This is a genomic window from Wenzhouxiangella sediminis (genome assembly GCF_003410055.1).
Lineage (GTDB): Bacteria > Pseudomonadota > Gammaproteobacteria > Xanthomonadales > Wenzhouxiangellaceae > Wenzhouxiangella > Wenzhouxiangella sediminis.
In genome coordinates this window covers 31,656-47,807 of the sequence record NZ_QUZK01000032.1, presented here as the reverse complement: position 1 = coordinate 47,807, position 16,152 = coordinate 31,656, and the positions used below count along the sequence as shown (strand labels likewise).

General features: G+C 65.9%; 15 protein-coding genes. 14 read left to right on the top strand and 1 reads right to left on the bottom strand.

Going from position 1 to position 16,152, the window contains the following annotated elements:
• Window positions 1–252 precede the first annotated feature (252 nt).
• The 3 genes from DZC52_RS06935 (at window position 253) to DZC52_RS06925 (ending at window position 4,405) form a co-directional block, all read left to right on the top strand.
• Window positions 253–1,629, top strand: a complete 1,377-nt coding sequence (locus tag DZC52_RS06935; RefSeq protein ID WP_116650402.1) for an FHA domain-containing protein — start codon at window positions 253–255, stop codon at window positions 1,627–1,629.
• Complete coding sequence (locus tag DZC52_RS06930; protein WP_116650401.1) at window positions 1,626–2,252, top strand: response regulator; 627 nt, start codon at window positions 1,626–1,628, stop codon at window positions 2,250–2,252. Before DZC52_RS06935 ends, DZC52_RS06930 begins: the two co-directional genes overlap by 4 nt.
• A gap of 86 nt (window positions 2,253–2,338) precedes the next feature.
• Window positions 2,339–4,405, top strand: a complete 2,067-nt coding sequence (locus tag DZC52_RS06925) for a hypothetical protein (protein ID WP_116650400.1) — start codon at window positions 2,339–2,341, stop codon at window positions 4,403–4,405.
• A gap of 83 nt (window positions 4,406–4,488) precedes the next feature.
• On the opposite strand, the gene DZC52_RS06920 is transcribed toward DZC52_RS06925, so the two are convergent.
• Complete coding sequence (locus DZC52_RS06920) at window positions 4,489–7,041, bottom strand: serine/threonine-protein kinase (protein ID WP_181918825.1); 2,553 nt, start codon at window positions 7,039–7,041, stop codon at window positions 4,489–4,491.
• A gap of 133 nt (window positions 7,042–7,174) precedes the next feature.
• Between DZC52_RS06920 and DZC52_RS06915 the strand changes: the two genes are divergently transcribed.
• The 11 genes from DZC52_RS06915 (at window position 7,175) to DZC52_RS06865 (ending at window position 16,122) form a co-directional block, all read left to right on the top strand.
• Window positions 7,175–8,656 (top strand): phospholipase D-like domain-containing protein, encoded by a 1,482-nt coding sequence (locus tag DZC52_RS06915; RefSeq protein ID WP_116650398.1) that lies wholly within the window; start codon window positions 7,175–7,177, stop codon window positions 8,654–8,656.
• Between the two features lie 69 nt (window positions 8,657–8,725).
• Window positions 8,726–9,205: a Na+/H+ antiporter subunit E gene (locus DZC52_RS06910; protein WP_116650397.1), complete on the top strand. Its 480-nt coding sequence runs from the start codon at window positions 8,726–8,728 to the stop codon at window positions 9,203–9,205.
• The gene (locus tag DZC52_RS06905; RefSeq protein WP_245960780.1) at window positions 9,202–9,486 is read left to right on the top strand and encodes an MrpF/PhaF family protein; all 285 of its coding nucleotides are present in this window, start codon (window positions 9,202–9,204) and stop codon (window positions 9,484–9,486) included. The genes DZC52_RS06910 and DZC52_RS06905 overlap by 4 nt, the downstream gene beginning before the upstream one ends.
• Window positions 9,483–9,797, top strand: coding sequence for a monovalent cation/H(+) antiporter subunit G (mnhG, locus tag DZC52_RS06900; RefSeq protein ID WP_116650396.1), 315 nt, complete (start codon window positions 9,483–9,485; stop codon window positions 9,795–9,797). The genes DZC52_RS06905 and mnhG overlap by 4 nt, the downstream gene beginning before the upstream one ends.
• 32 nt (window positions 9,798–9,829) lie before the next feature.
• Window positions 9,830–10,357: a DUF4040 domain-containing protein gene (locus tag DZC52_RS06895; RefSeq protein WP_245960779.1), complete on the top strand. Its 528-nt coding sequence runs from the start codon at window positions 9,830–9,832 to the stop codon at window positions 10,355–10,357.
• Window positions 10,354–10,806, top strand: a complete 453-nt coding sequence (locus DZC52_RS06890; protein WP_116650394.1) for a Na(+)/H(+) antiporter subunit B — start codon at window positions 10,354–10,356, stop codon at window positions 10,804–10,806. Before DZC52_RS06895 ends, DZC52_RS06890 begins: the two co-directional genes overlap by 4 nt.
• Window positions 10,806–11,168, top strand: a complete 363-nt coding sequence (locus DZC52_RS06885; RefSeq protein ID WP_116650393.1) for a cation:proton antiporter subunit C — start codon at window positions 10,806–10,808, stop codon at window positions 11,166–11,168. The genes DZC52_RS06890 and DZC52_RS06885 overlap by 1 nt, the downstream gene beginning before the upstream one ends.
• The gene (locus DZC52_RS06880) at window positions 11,165–12,637 is read left to right on the top strand and encodes a monovalent cation/H+ antiporter subunit D family protein (RefSeq protein ID WP_116650392.1); all 1,473 of its coding nucleotides are present in this window, start codon (window positions 11,165–11,167) and stop codon (window positions 12,635–12,637) included. Before DZC52_RS06885 ends, DZC52_RS06880 begins: the two co-directional genes overlap by 4 nt.
• Entirely contained in the window at window positions 12,634–14,100 is a 1,467-nt protein-coding gene (locus DZC52_RS06875; RefSeq protein WP_116650391.1) for a monovalent cation/H+ antiporter subunit D family protein, read from the top strand. Before DZC52_RS06880 ends, DZC52_RS06875 begins: the two co-directional genes overlap by 4 nt.
• Complete coding sequence (locus DZC52_RS06870; protein WP_181918824.1) at window positions 14,097–14,444, top strand: hypothetical protein; 348 nt, start codon at window positions 14,097–14,099, stop codon at window positions 14,442–14,444. The genes DZC52_RS06875 and DZC52_RS06870 overlap by 4 nt, the downstream gene beginning before the upstream one ends.
• Window positions 14,437–16,122 carry a Na(+)/H(+) antiporter subunit D gene (locus tag DZC52_RS06865; protein WP_116650390.1) on the top strand — a complete coding sequence of 562 codons (1,686 nt, stop codon included), beginning with the start codon at window positions 14,437–14,439 and terminating at the stop codon, window positions 16,120–16,122. The genes DZC52_RS06870 and DZC52_RS06865 overlap by 8 nt, the downstream gene beginning before the upstream one ends.
• The last annotated feature ends 30 nt before the right edge of the window (window positions 16,123–16,152 follow it).

Sequence of the window (16,152 nt, the reverse complement as noted above, 5' to 3'; positions counted from 1 at the left end):
GTTCCGGGTTCCGGGTTCCGGGTTCCGGGTTCCGGGTTCCGGGTTCCGGGTTCCGGGTTCCGGTTTCCGGGTTCCGGACAACAGGATTGCTCGTCGCCCCGGGCTCGACCCGGGCGCCTCCATCTCGTGGCACCATCGACAGGGAGGCAACAGGCGGCGCGAGGGACACCTAAAACCTCGAGTCGTAGTTAGTCGCTCCCGGACTCCGAATGTGCAAGAATCGCCGAAACGCGGAGTGCGACACAAAGCGCGATGAGACAACTCAAGCCTGCCTGGCAACTGATACAGGTCGCCGGACCGCGGGTAGACATCCCACAGCTTGTTTCCCTCACGATCGGCCGCGGGCTCGAGGCCGACGTGATCCTGCCGGAGCCGACCATCTCGCGTCGACACGTTCGCCTCGAGCTCGGACCCGAGGCCCTGCTCGAGGACCTGGGCGGCCCGCTCGGCACCCTCGTCAACGGGGAGCGCGTTGGCCGTGCGCGGCTGGCGGCAGGCGACCTGATCACCATCGGCTCCTGGCAGTTCGCGCTGGCCGACGAGGCCAATTCGGCGCGGCACGACGAAGAAATCACCGTGGCGTCACTGCAGACCAGTCTGGCCCTGCCCCGCCTGGAACTGCTGCTGTCATTCTGCAGCCGCATCAATACCCTCGACCGCCCGCAAGAGATTGCCGCATGCCTGCTCAAGACCGCCTGCGCGGGCACCGGATTCAGGCGAGCCTGGCTACTGGAGCGATCCGAAGGCACGCTGCACGCGCTCGCCAGCCTGCCCGAGGGCTCCGATACCGCTGAAGTCAGCCGGCGACTGCTGGCCAGCGCACGCGCTGATCGGGTCGCCTGTCTCGACCACATCGGGCAAGCGCAGGCCAGCGAAAGCGTCATCGCAAAAAGGATTACCGCCGCCCTGGTCGCCACGATTGCGCAGCACAGTGGTGAGATGCTTTTGTACCTCGATGCGCGCCACGAAGAGGCACCACCCCAACCGGACGCCGCCCGCTTCTGCCAGGCGCTCATCCAGACGGCCTCACTCGCCTTTGCACGACTCGAGCACGAGCGCAGCCTGTGGCAGCAGCGCGAGCAGATCTACCAGGACCTGCACGACGACCTGGGCGCGCGCCTGCTGAATCTGATCTACCAGGCGCCCGACGCCGCAATGGCCGACGAGGCCCGGGCCATGCTGGTCGACCTGCGCGACGTGGTCTCCCGCCCCGCGCGGGCCGAACTGCCGCTCGATGCCCTGCTGGCCCAGATGCGATCCGAGGCCGCGCAGCGGGCCCAGGGCTCCGGCGCGAGCTTCAAGTGGTCGGATCCCGGCGCGGACTCCTCGATTCTCTGGAGCGGGCGCACGGCCAGCCTGCTCTCACGCTGCTTGCGCGAACTGACAACCAATGCGCTGAAACACGCTCGGCCGAGCCGCATCGACTTCGACTGGCGCATGACTTCCAGCCGGCTAGGGCTCGAGCTCAAGCACGACGGCGAGGTCAGCGATCCGCAGGCGTGGCGGCCGGGACGTGGAATGGCCAATATTCGCAAACGCTGCCGACAACTTGGCGGCAGCGTCGCTTGGCGCCTGGACGGCAAGGAGATCCAGGCCTCCCTCGACCTGCCCCGAAATCCGGCCCCGTGAAACGCGTGCTGATCATCGAAGACCTGCCGGCTGCCCGCGAGTGGCTTGCCGAAAGCGTGCATCTTGCCTTCCCGACCTCCCAGATCGATATGGCTGCCGACTGTGCCGGCGCCAGAGACGCCCTCGACCGCCAGTGGCCGGGCATGGCACTGATCGACCTGGGCCTGCCCGACGGCGACGGCACTCGCCTGATCGCCTGGATCAAGTCCCGACATCCGGCGACCCTGTGCATCGTCGCCAGCACATTCGCCGATGACACCCACATCTTTCCCGCCCTGCGCGCCGGAGCAGACGGTTACTTCACCAAGGACCAGGGGCGGGCCGAGCTGGCCCGGCTACTGACCGAGATCGCCGACGGTCAACCGCCGCTTTCTCCCGATGTGGCACGCCGGCTGATGGCCTACTTCCAGCATGAGGATCAGCCCGAAGCGCCGCTGAGCGAACGCGAAACCGAGGTACTCCGACTCATCGGCAAGGGCTACTCGAGCACGGAAGTGGGTCGGCTGCTCGGCATCACCCGCAACACCGCGGCGGGCTACGTCAAGGACATTTACCGCAAGCTCGGCATCAGCTCCCGCGCGGAAGCGGCGCTCAAGGCGGCCGAGTTCGGCCTGCTGCGCTGATCCCCCCCGATCGGGGGGTACCGCCCCCGAAGGCTTCGGCGCAGGATTCTCCCTGCCACAGCAACCAATCAAAAAGGGAGAACACCATGGCGTTCATTCGCTTGCTGACCATACTGCTGGCCCTCACCCCGATCGGCCTGAGGGCTCAATTCGAATTCGTGGAAGATCTGACGCCGTCGGGCGGGGAACTTGAAGACTTCGGTATCGGTGTCGAAGTCTTCGGCAACGAGATGTTTGCCAGCTGGCCGCACGGCTTCGGCAACCCCGATCCGGCCCCGGCCTGCGGTGAGCTCTATCACTACGAGAAGAATGCCGATGGCCGCTGGGAGCTGCTCGGCATTCTCCAGGCGCCCGACTGCAGCCCCGGCGACATGTTCGGTGCCACCAGCGTTGCACTGGAGGGTGACCTGCTGGCCGTGCCGGCGTTCACCGGATTACGCTTCGACGGACAGGGCGATGCCAGCGATTCGGCCGTCCACCTGTTCGAGCGTGATCCCGGCTACAACCCGGGCGGAATCAACGCCGGTTGGCGCCCGATCGCCAGACTGTCCGAGTCCGAGGGCGGCGCCGATCGCGCCCTCGGCGGCCTGGTCGAATTCAATGACGGCGTGCTGGCCGTGCAATCGCATGTATTTGAAAACGCCTACGGCTACAACTTCGCCCGAAGCGACAGTGTCGTGCTGTTCGGTGAAATCGGCGGCGGCTGGCAGGAAATCGGCCGCGTCTCGGAGAACACGGATTTCTTCGGCCTGGGCTACACCCTGAGCGACGAACAGCTCATCGTCGGCGCGCCCGAAACCCAGACCTACGGCGGAGCCGGCCGCGTCTACGTCTATGATCGCCAGGGCGGGCAGTTGACGCTGGCGCAAACCCTCGATGCCGGCCCCGAAGCCAATTTTGGATACTTCGTCGACGTCCAGGACGACTGGATGGCGGTTGGCGCACTCAACATTGGTGCGCAGGGTGCGGTGTTCCTGTATCGGCGAGAAGGCGGCAGCTGGCAGCCCGCCGGTAAACTGACACCGCCCGATCGGGCCGCAAACGATCTCTACGGCGTAGTCGCCCGCTTCTCCGGCGATCTGCTGTTCGTCGGCGCGGAGAACGGTCGCAGGCAGAGCGAACCCGCCGCCGGAGCCGTCTTCGTCTACCGGCGCGAAGGCGGGGAATACCGACTGATCCAGACCTTGCAGGCTCCGGTCGATAGCGACAAGAGCGACCTGTTCGGCACCTATGTGTCGAGCAATGGCACCGACCTGCTCGTCAAGGCGGTGGCCACGCCCGCCGGCGGTCGTGCCGCCCTGTATCACTTCCAGCGCGAGGGTGGACCCACCCCGCCCCCGACCGGAACGCCGTTCGAAGTGTCGACCGGACACAGCGGCCTGTTCTTCAATCCCGAGCGAAGCGGTGAAGGCTTCATGATCGACACGCTGCCGGACGGACGCGCTCTGATGTTCTGGTTCACCTACGACAACGGCGAGCCGATGTGGTTGACCGCCCTGGGCGAAACCGTCGACGCCAGCATCATTCTCGACCAGGTCTACGTGACCGAGGGCGGTCGATTCGGCCCGGCATTCGATCGGGCCGCGGTCACGGCAACGAGCTGGGGAAGCATCGTGATCGACTTCGAAGACTGCGACCGGGGCACGGTGAGCTACGACAGCGAGCTCGGCCAGGGATCGGGTCAGTTCGAGCTGGTGCGGCTATCGAATATTGCCGGGCTCGATTGCGGGGAAACCGCTGGCACGATCCTCAACGGCTTCTCGGGCGGGTTCTACAATCGCCAGCGCTCCGGGGAAGGCCTGCAGGTGCACGTCACGGATATCGACGGCGCCCGAACCCCGGTGGTCTACTGGCCCACCTATGATGCCGATGGCCGCCAGATGTGGCTGCTCGGGCTTGGATCCATCGAAGGCGAACGCATCGTCATCGACAACCTGCGCCATCTTTCGGGCGCCGACTTCGGCCCCGACTTCGACCCGGAGTCCGTCGTCGACGAGTACTGGGGCGAGCTGCAGATCGACTATCAGGGTTGCGACCTGCTGACCCTGTCCTACAGCGCCGAGGACCCGGCCTACGGCAACGGTCAGATCCAGATGGAACGCCTCTATCACATCGGCCAGACCACCTGTTCGGAACAGCCTTCAAGGTACTGATCCAGCCACTCTCCAAATTCCATCCATCGGTTGCTGGTCCAGTCGGATGGAACCTTGCCGGGGCGTTCGCGCCCCGGTTTTTTCTACCGGCCGCGCGCCTGCGACAGCCGCTCTTCGGTCATGGCCACCCTCGGATGCGTCTCACCCAGCGCCGGGCGCAGCTGCCGGAGACTGGCCTCGAGAAGCTGCACAGCCTCCTCGCTGCGCCCGAGTTGATGAAGCGCCCAACCGTGATTGGCCTGGAACACGGCAAAATTGGGGTGACCGTCACCAAGCAGACGCGCGGCCTCGCGCATGAGTCGCTCGAACTCGCCGACCGCAGCAGCCGCGTCACCGCGAGACAGCAGCAGCATGGCCAGGTTGTTTCCAACCGCCAGCATCTGGCTGCGCAACCCGTCGTCTCCGCCGCGGTCGACGGCAGTGAGGATCTCGCGGTAGAGGGATTCGGCTTCGGCCAGACTGCCCTGCTCCTCGAGCAGGTAGGCCAGGATATTCCGCGAAGTCAGCGTATTCGGATGCAGCGGCCCGAGGTGCTCGGCGTTCCAGGCCACGACGCTCCGGACCAGAGGCTCCGCATCGTCGATGGCACCGCGCTGAATGTAGAGCGCCGACAGGTTGTTTCTGCTGACCACCGTCGAGGGGTGGAATTCTCCGAGGACCCGCTCGCGCCCCTGGAGCGCCTCGCGCGCATACCGCTCGGCCTCCTCGGACTGTCCGGCTCCACTGAGGGCATGAGCCAGGTTGTTCATTGCCGCCAGCGTCTGCGGATGCTCCTCGCCAAAGCGCTCACGGCGCAAGGAAAGCACATCCCTCTGGATCGCCACTTCGCGTAGCGGCTCGCCCTGACGGCCGGCGATCACCGCCGACAGGTTGCGCAGCACCAGGGTCAGCAAGTGCTCTTCACCCAATGCGCGGCTGGCCTGAACGAGACGATCATCGACGAGCACGGCCGCCTCGTCGACTCGGCCGCTTTCGAGCAGGGCGCGGCCGATCAGATTGGCCAGCTCGTAGCGCAGCAACTGGGAAGACGGCCAGTCGGCCGTATCCCGATCGATCGCCTCCAGCACGGCCAGGGCCTGGTCGATTCGACCCGACTCGAGGTCGGCCCGGGCCAGCTCCATGCGCGTTCGCTGCCGATCCTCCTCGGCGATATCGTCACGGTCACGAACCGCCTCCCAGGCTCGCTCCAGTTGAACCCTCCCTTCGGCAGTTCGACCAAGGTTGAGCAGAACCGAGCCGATCGTGCGCTGCAGTTCCGAGCGTGCCGCCGGAGACAGATCCCGGTCGAGAGGCACGAGTCGCGCCGCCTCGCTGAGGGTATCGACTACCGTGACCGACTCGCCCAGGGTCCTCTCCGGGTCGGCCGCGAGCAGCATCTCCTGGATGAATCGATTGACCGCCGCGAGCTGCTCGGCCCGCATCTCCGTCTGCTTTCTGGCCTGCGCCTCTCGCCACGCGAAATGGGCGGAGACGACTGCGCCGACGCCGATCGCCAACATCAGGATCAGGGCCGAAGCCACACCGAATCGATGGCGCCGAACGAACAGCAGGCCGCTGCGCCAACGACCCGGCGCACGCGCCAGCAAGGGCCGATGATCGAGATAGCGCCGGATATCCTCCAGCAGTTGCGAAGCCGAAGGGTAGCGATCGGCGGGGTCGGCGGAAAGCGCCTGCATCACGAGGGTCTCGAGCTCGGGCGCCAGACCGGGCCGCTGGCTCCGCAAGGCTTCCGGTCGGGCACGCGCGATCCGCCCCAGCGCATCGACCAGGCTTAAACCCTCGAGCCTCAGCGGCAATTGGCCGCACAGGGCCTGGTAGAGCATCACCCCGAGCGCGTAGACGTCGCTGCGGGTGTCCGCTCGACCATCGACTTGCTCCGGCGCCATGTAACCCAGGGTGCCGACGACCTGACCCGGCGTGAGGACCGTCGAAGCCTGAGCGGGATCAACCTCGAGAAAACGGGCGACGCCGAAATCGAGTACATGGGGCCGCCCCTGGTCGTCCACCAGGATGTTGCCGGGCTTGAGGTCGCGGTGAATGACGCCCTGCTGGTGCGCATACTGGACGGCCTCGCAGATCTGCTCGAACAATCGGAGCAATTCACGCTCGCCCGGGCGCCGTTCCTCGATGTAGGCGTCCAGGCGCCGCCCTTCGATGAGCTCCATGGCCAGCCACGACAGCTCGGGCCCATCTTCGACCCGGGTTCGGCCGGCGGCCAGGACCCGCGCGATGCCAGAATGACTGAGGCGCGCCAGAATCCGGCCCTCACGCTCCATGCGGTCGAGGGCTTCAGGCGAAATCATGTCGGCACGAAGGAGCTTGACGGCCACTTCCCGATCTGGACAGAGCTGACGGGCGCGGTAAACAGAGCCCATGCCGCCCTGGCCGATCAGTTCGATCAATTCGAAACCCGGGATACGCGCGAGCCCGTGGGTCGACACACCCCGGGGCAACGGATCAGGAACGCAGGTCGCCTCGTCGACCAGCCGCGCCAGGTGCTCGGCCTGTGCAATCAAGCCCGAATCGGACGCCAGTTCCCGTTCGAACAGGGCTTTCCGGTCCGACTCTGCGAGCCCCTGGGCACGCGCCACCACCTCCAGCAGTCGACCCCCGCCACCCTGACCGATCGCGCTCATCGCCAGGTGCTTCGGTGGCGCCCCACGGCGGGCTCGGAACTGTTGATCATCAACTCGGTTTCCTGACATTGGCCCACGGGGCCGGGAATGGTTGGAGCCTGCTCTTATACCAGATGCCGCAACGAGCCGACCCATGCGCGAAGTCCCGATCGACACGTATCATGGCGGCAGGCCCTCGGAAAAGGTCAGCGAACTGAGCCCGGAGACTTTCATCCTGCTGCTGTTCCATGCGGTGCTCGCACCGGCCACGGCGATTCATGCCCTGCTCTACAAGCGGGAGCCGCGCGGGGCGTTCGGGTGGATCGCCGTGTGCGTGGTCGCGCCGGTGGCCGGGCCGGTGCTGTACCTGTTCTTCGGCGTCAATCGCACGCGCAACCGGGCCCAGCGTTTCGCCATGCCTCCCCTGCGATCGGGAGAGCGGGGGCAGGCGGTCAGCCGCCTCCACCCCCTGCCGGAGGACTTGCCCGAGGCTTTCACCGAACTGGCCCGCAGCGGCCGGGCGCTGAGCCGGCACGCCCTGGTGGGCGGCAACCGCGTGGAGCCGTTGTACAACGGCGAACAGGCCTACCCGGCCATGCTCGAGGCCATCGAAGCCGCCCGCGACCATATCTGCCTGACCACCTACATCCTCGATCAGGACGAGACGGGACAGGCCTTCTGCCGTGCCCTCGCCGCGGCGGTTGCGCGCGGCGTGGACGTGCGCGTGCTCATCGACGGCGTCGGCGAATGGTATTCGCGGCCGCGCGCCGGCCACCGTCTGCGCAAGGCCGGCGTGCGCACGGCGCGCTTCCTGCCGCCGGGCCTGCTGCCGCCCTCGATGTCGATCAACCTGCGCAACCACCACAAGATCCTGGTCGTCGACGACCGGATCGGTTTCACCGGCGGCATGAACATCAGCGACCGACACTGCGTCGAAAAGTCCGGCAAGGCCAGGCCGACGGCCGATGTGCACTTTCGGCTCAGGGGGCCCGTGGTGGGGCAGCTCGCGCTGGAGTTCTACCGCACCTGGGAGTTCGCCACCAGCGAGATCGTGCGCTATCGCCCGACCGTCGAGACCGGCCACGACGAGGTGATCTGCCGGACCCTCACCGACGGTCCCGACGAGGACCTCGATCGCATGACGATGCTGCTGTCGGCGGCGATCGCCAGCGCCCGGCACTCGATCCGGATCATGACGCCCTATTTCCTGCCGCCGCGCGAGCTCATCGGCGCCCTGCAGGCGGCGGCGGTGCGCGGTATCGACGTTCACATCGTGCTTCCCGAAAAGAGCAATCTTCGCTTCGTGGACTGGGCGACGCGCAACATGCTGTGGGAAATGCTCTTCCGCGGTGTGCGTGTGAGCCTGCAGCCGGCGCCGTTCAACCACGGCAAACTCTTCGTCGTCGACGATTTCTACAGCCTGGTGGGTTCGGCCAACTGGGACCCGCGCAGCCTGAGGCTGAACTTCGAACTGCAGGTCGAGGCCTACGACGCGACGCTCGCCGGCAGCCTGTCCGAACGGATCGACGCGGCTGCCGCGGCCGGCAGGGAGTTGCGCCTCGACGAGGTCGACGGCCGATCGCTCCCGGCGCGGCTGAGGGATGCCGCCTGCTGGCTTTTCAGCCCTTACCTGTAGGTTTCGGACCGAACCGGGCGTCCGGAACATGGCCCGCGTGCACACGGTTTTGGTAATATTCGCGGTCTTATGCGTTACGTGATCTCACTGGCCCTGGTGATGGCCGCACTCTGGCTGGGACTGTCGGGCCTGTTCAAGCCCGTCATCCTCGCGCTCGGCGTCGCCTCCGTCGCGCTGGCGGCCTGGCTGTCCTGGCGCATGGACGTCATCGGCGTCGAACACAACCCGGGCCTGTTCTCGTGGCGCCTGCCTGTCTACTGGGCCTGGCTGGTGTGGCAGATCGTCGTCGCGAATCTCGACGTGGCCAGGGCGGTCTTCAATCCGCGCGGCCACATCCACCAGCGGGTGCTGAGGGTGCCGGCGAAGCAATCGCGCGAACTCACGCGGGTGACTTACGCCAATTCGATCACGCTCACACCCGGCACCGTCAGCCTGCGGCTCGAAGGTAATGAAATCGTGGTTCACGCCCTGACCCGGGCAGGCGCCGAAGGCGTGCTGTCGGGCGAGATGGGCGACCGTGTCTGCTGGCTGGAGGACCAATCCAAGTGATCTACACCCTGGCAGCATTGACCATGCTGGCCACGATGGCCCTGGCCCTGGCCCGCGCCCTGCTCGGCCCCACCGTCTGGGACCGCATCGTGGCCGTGAACGTCTTCGGCACCAAGACCGTGCTCCTGGTCGCGCTCATCAGCTTCGTGATGGGCCACGACCTGTTCATCGACATTGCGCTGGTCTACGCCCTGATCAATTTCATCGCAATTATCGCGGTGCTCAAGCTCGTCCGCCTTCAGCGCCCCGAAGAGATCGGCCGGGAAGGGGAAGAACCATGATCGTCGTCGACGTGCTCAGCTGGTTCCTGCTGCTCGGCGGCGGGCTGGTCGGCATTCTCGGCGGCGTGGGCCTGCTGCGCTTTCCCGATTTCTATTCGAGGCTGCACGCGGCCGGTATGACGGACACGCTCTGTGCCCTGATGATCATCGCCGGACTCATCCTGCAGGCCGGACTTTCCCTGCTGTCGATCAAGCTGGCCCTGATCCTGCTTTTCCTGTTGTTTACCTCGCCGACGGCTTCGCATGCCCTGGCGCGCGCCGCCCTGACCGACGGTCTCAAACCCGAAGGAGAGCAGTCATCGAACAACTGATCGATCTCACGCTGCTGGCCTTCCTGGCAATCGTGGCGGTCGCCGTGCTGCGCATGCGCGACCTGTTCGCCGCGGTCATGTTGTTCGCCATCTATTCGCTGGTGTCGGCCTCCCTGTTCGCCGTGCTCGATGCCGGCGACGTCGCCCTGACCGAAGCGGCCGTTGGCGCCGGCATCTCGACCATCCTGATGCTGGTGGCCCTGTCGCTGGCGCCGCGCCACGAGGATCGCGGTCGGGGCCGCAACCTCACCGCGCTGGTGGTGGTACTCGTCACCGGCGCCACGCTCGTCTATGCGACCTGGGACCTGCCGCCCTTCGGCGCGGCCGAGAACCCGATTCACCAGCATGTCGCGCCTTACTATCTCGAGGAGTCCTACAAGGACATCGGCATTCCCAACGTCGTCGCCTCGGTACTGGCCAGCTACCGCTCAATCGATACGCTCGGCGAGGTCTACGTGATCTTCACCGCCGGCATCGGCGTGATGATGCTGCTCGGGGCGACCCGCAGACGCCGGCGCCAGCCGGCCGATGAGCCGATCGAAGGGGAAGAGACCGAATGAAGACCAACGGCATCCTGCGCGTCGTCACGCGGTTCCTGATCCCGCTGATCATGCTGTTCGCGCTCTACATCCAGTTCCACGGTGAGTACTCGCCCGGCGGCGGCTTCCAGGCCGGGGTGATTTTCGCCGCCGCCTGGATCCTGTTCGCGCTGGTGTTCGGCCTCGACGAAGCCCTGGCGGTTGTGCCGGCCGGCGCCCAGAAGGTCCTGGCGAGCATCGGCGTCATGCTCTACGCGACCATCGGCGTGCTCGGCGTGGTCCTGGGCGGCCAGTTCCTCGAATTCACGCCCCTCATCCCGGGCTCGCCACAGGGGGCCCAGCAAGCCGGCATCGTGCTCGTCGAACTCGGCGTCGGCATCACGGTGGCCGCGGTGGTGATGCTCATTTACACCCTGTTCGCGGACCGGCTGCGGGTCGTGGCGGACCTGACCCGGGAGGAGATCGACTGATGGACTGGCTGGGCCATTTCAACTACTGGGTCGTGATCTTCCTGATGATGACCGGCTTCTATGCCGTCATTGCGCGCGGCAACATGGTCAAGATCATCATCGGGCTGAATATCTTCCAGACTTCGGTGTTCATCCTGTTCATCTCGGCGGGCAAGATCATCGGCGCTTCCTCGCCGGTGCTCGAGAAAGGCGTCGATCTCTATTCCAACCCCCTGCCGCACGTACTGATCCTGACCGCCATCGTCGTCGGCGTGGCGACGACCGCCGTCGGCCTGGCCCTGGCGGTGCGGGTGCGCGAGAACTACGGCAGCATCCAGGACGACCAGCTCACCGAGGAAGAGGACGGGGAGCCCCACACATGAGCATTCTCGAGTGGATGCCGTTCAGCGTGCTGCTGCCGCTGCTCGCCGCGCCGGTCTGCGCCCTGCTGCCCGGCCGATTCCTGCCCTGGCTGCTGGCCATGGCCAGCGTCACCGCCTCCGCGGTCATCATGGCCTTCGTGCTGCCCGAGGCGGTCAACGAGCCGATGCGCTACTTTTTCGGCGACTGGCCGCCGCCGATCGGCATCGAATACCGCGTCGACGCGGTCAACGCCTTCATCGGGCTGCTGATCGCGGTGATGGGCACCGTGATCCTGCCCTGGGGACGCATCAGCGTGAACCGCGAGGTGCCGCAGCGGCAGGGCCTGTTCTACGCGCTGTTCCTGCTTTCCTTCGCCGGCCTGATGGGCATCACGCTGACCGGCGACGCCTTCAACGTCTTCGTCTTCCTCGAGATTTCCTCGCTGTCGACCTACGTGCTGGTCGCCCAGGGCCGCAGCCGGGCCGCGCCGCTGTCGGCCTTCCGCTACCTGGTGATGGGCACGCTGGGCGCGACCTTCTACCTGATCGGCATCGGCCTGATCTACATCATGACCGGCACGCTCAACATGGTCGACCTGGCCGAACGCCTGCCGGCCGTGGCCGACAGTCGGGCCGTGCAGGCCGCCTTCGCCTTCATCATCGTCGGCATCGGCCTGAAACTCGCGCTGTTCCCGCTGCACCGCTGGCTGCCCGGCGCCTATGCCAACGCGCCGTCGGCCGTGACCGTGTTCCTGGCCTCGACGGCCACCAAGGTCGCCATCTACGTGCTGCTGCGGCTGGTCTTCACGGTCTTCGGCATAGAGTTCGTCCGACAGATGCCGTTTGCCGAGGTGTTCTTCGTGCTCGGCGTCATCGGCATCCTGTTCGCCTCGATCTGGGCGATCGAGCAGGACAACGCCAAGCGGCTGCTGGCCTACTCCAGCGTCGCCCAGGTCGGCTACATGGCGCTGGCGATCAGCTTCGTTTCCGTGGCCGGCATCAGCGCCGGGCTGGTGCATATGTTCAACCACGCCCTGATGAAGGCGGCCCTGTTCATGAGCGTGTGCACCGTGATCTACCAGGTGGGCTCGCCGCATATCAGCGCCTTCCGCGGCCTGGGCCGCCAGATGCCCCTGACGATGCTGGCGTTCGTGTTGGCCGGCCTGAGCCTGATCGGCGTGCCGCTGACGGTGGGCTTCATCAGTAAGTGGCTGCTGATCGAAACCGCCATGGCAGACGGGAACTGGTTTGCCGTGGTCGTCGTCCTGGTCGGTTCGCTGCTGGCCGTCATGTATATCGGCAAGGTCGCCGAAGCGGCCTGGCTCCGACCCGCGCCCGAGGGGCGTGAACCCGTTCGCGAGGCGCATCCGGGTCTGCTCGTGCCGATGTGGATTCTCGTCGCGGCCAATTTCTACTTCGGGATCGATACCCGCCTGACCGTCGACGTCGCCCGCCGCGGCGCCGAAATGCTGATGGGAGGCTCGCCATGAGTCCGGCCATGCTGATCGTCGCGCTCATCGTCACCCCATTGCTCGGCGCACTCGCCGTCGGCCTGCTCGGCCGCTGGCCCAACCTGAGGGAGACCGCGACGCTGGTCACCGCCGCCACGCTGTTCGGCCTGGCCACGCAGCTCATCGGTCCGGTGGTCAACCGCTACGACGTGGCCCTGGAAGTGATCGAGATCCTGCCCGGGCTGGCCATCACCTTCCGGCTCGAACCGCTGGGCCTGATCTTCGCCCTGCTGGCGAGCCTGCTGTGGTTCGTTACCTCGGTCTATGCCATCGGCTACATGCGCGGCGCGAAAGAGCCACGGCACACGTCCTTCTACGTCTTCTTCGCCATCGCCATCAGCGGCGCGATGGGCGTGGCCACGGCCGGCAACCTGCTGACCCTGTTCATCTTCTACGAAGTACTGACCATCAGCACCTGGCCGCTGGTCACGCACAAGCAGAACGATGCCGCCCGGGCCGGCGGCCGTACTTACCTCGGGATCCTCCTGTTCACGTCGATCGGCCTGCTGCTGCCGGCCATCATCTGGACCTGGATGGCCGCCGGCACCACCGACTTCACGCCGGGCGGTATCCTGTTCGGCACGCTCGGGCCGACCGAGGCGGCCATCCTGCTGACCCTGTTCGTTCTGGGGATCGGCAAGGCGGCGGTCATGCCCATGCACCGCTGGCTGCCGGCCGCCATGGTCGCGCCGACCCCCGTTTCGGCCCTGCTGCACGCGGTGGCCGTCGTCAAGGCCGGCGTGTTCACCATCACCAAGGTCGTCATCTACATCTTCGGGCTGGACTTCCTGGCCAACGTGCCGCTGGAACAGTGGCTCGTCTACCTCGCCGGCTTCACCGTCGTCGCCGCCTCGATCATCGCGCTCAAGCAGGTCGAGCTCAAGCGCATGCTGGCCTACTCGACGATCAGCCAGCTCAGCTACATCGTGCTGGCCGCGCTGGTGCTGGCGCCGTTCGCCGAAATCGGCGCGGCCGTCCACATCGTGGCGCACGCTTTCGGCAAGATCACCCTGTTCTTCTGTGCCGGGGCCATTTACGTCGCCTCCAAGAAAACCCGGCTGGACGAAATACGCGGCATCGGGCGACGCATGCCATGGACCATGGTGGCCTTCACCATCGGGGCGGTGTCGATGATCGGCGTGCCGCCCACCGCCGGCTTCGTGTCCAAGTGGTACATCATCGCCGGCGCCTTCCAGGTCGACAACTACTTCACCCTGGTGGTCCTGATGCTCTCGACCGGGCTGAACGCGGCCTACTTCCTGCCCATCGTCTTCCGCGCCTTCTTCCGCGACGAAGACGTGCCGCCCAAGGTCGAGCACGGCGAGGCGCCCTGGCCGATGGTTGCGGCGCTGACCTTCACCGCCGCCCTGGTCATCCTGTTCTTCGCATTCAACGGACCGATCGTGGACATCGAATCGCGCATCCTGGAGGTGGGCCAATGAGCCAGTCGCCCCTTCCGCAGAACCCGGAAAAGCAGCCCGATCACGACCACTGGCTGGTCCGCCCGAAGACCATTCGACTGCTTTGGTGGATCTTCGGCGCCATCCTGGCGCTGACGGTAGCCGGCCAGTTCTTCGTTCATTTCCATACCTACTTCGGGGTGGACGGCTGGTTCGGCTTCTACGCGCTCTACGGCTTCCTGACCTGCGTGGGCATGGTCGTGGGCGCCAAGCTGCTCGGCTTCCTGCTCAAGCGGCCGGACGATTACTACTTCCGCGAAACCGAGCTGGCGCCCAGCCAGCTGACCGACAAGGTCCGGACCGAGGAGGGCGGCAAGGATGTTTGAGTTCATCTTGCCACCGGCCATACTGATGATTGCCGGCGCGGTGCTGATCGGTGTCGCGCGGCCGGCCCTGCGGCCCCTGATCGCCCTGGCCACGCCGCTGATCACGCTCTACGCCATCTGGCAGGTGCCCGACGGCGTGCAGCTGACCGCCACCTTCCTGGGTTACGAGGTGCAATTCGTTGAAGGCAGCGACCTCCGGCGCCTGTTCGCCACGGTGTTCGCCATCATGGGCTTCGGCGGGGCGCTGTTCGCCTTCCGGCAATCGAAATGGTGGGAGCTCTCCGCGGCCCTGATGTACGCCGCCGGCGCGATCGGCGTGAGTTTCGCCGGCGACCTGATCGTGATGTTCCTGTTCTGGGAACTGATGGCCCTGTTCTCGACCGTCGTGGTCTGGTGCGGGGGAACCGAGCGAGCCCGCGCGGCCGGCATCCGCTACGCCATCATCCACCTGGTCGGCGGCATCGTCCTCAAGATCGGCATCGAGGGCCTGATCATCCACACCGGCTCACCCGAGATCCGCGCCCTGACCCTGGGCAACTTCGACACCTGGATGATCTTCATCGGCGTGCTGATCAATGCCGCCGCACCGCCGATCAGCGTCTGGCTGGCCGATGCCTACCCCGAATCCAGCCCCATGGGCGGGGTGTTCCTGTCGGCCTTCACGACCAAGACCGCGGTCCTGGCCCTGATCATGCTCTTCCCGGGCACCGAGCTGCTGGTCTGGCTGGGCCTGATCATGATCTTCTACGGCATCATCTGGGCGCTGCTTGAAAACGACATGCGGCGTATTCTCAGCTATTCGATCGTCAACCAGGTCGGCTTTATGGTCGTCGGCGTGGGCATCGGCACCGAGCTGGCGCTCAACGGCGCGGCGGCGCACGCCTTCGCCCACATCATCTACAAGGGCCTGCTGTTCATGAGCGCCGGCGCGGTGCTCTACCAGACCGGCGTGCGCAAGTGCTCCAACCTCGGCGGACTGTTCCGCACCATGCCGCTGACGACCGTGTGCGGCACGATCGGCGCACTGGCGATCTCGGCCTTCCCCTGGACCTCGGGCTTCATTTCGAAGTCCATGATCTCCTCGGGCGCGGCCTACGAGCACATGGCGCTGGTCTGGTACCTGCTGGTCGCCGCGTCGGCCGGCGTATTCCTGCATGCGGGCATCAAGTTCCCGTGGTTCGTATTCTTCCAGAAGGACTCGGGCCTGCGGCCGCCCGAAGCACCCTGGAACATGCGGGCGGCCATGATCTTCTTTTCGATCATCTGCATCGGGCTCGGCGTCTTCCCGGGGCTGCTGTATTCGCTGCTGCCCTACCCGGTCGATTACAAGCCGTACACGCCCGATCACGTACTCAGCCAGCTGCAACTGCTGCTGTTCGCCGGCCTGGCATTCTTCGTGATGTTGCCGATGATGAAGCGCACGCTCACCATCACGCTCGACTTCGATTATTTCTATCGACGGATGATCCCGAAGATTGCCGGATTCATCGATCGTTCGCTTGCCAGCGCCAGGGATCGCACGATCGAAGCGGTGCTTTCGGGTGGAAGCCGGGCCATCACGCAAGTTCGCGTGCAGTCCTACCGATTCTTCTCGAGCCGAAGCCCGATGGGACAGATGGCGATCTGGATGGCGGTCCTGCTGGCGGTGATCGTGTTGATGGCCTTCAGCCGGGGCTGATGGAAGGGACGGGCCGATCGGCCCGCCATT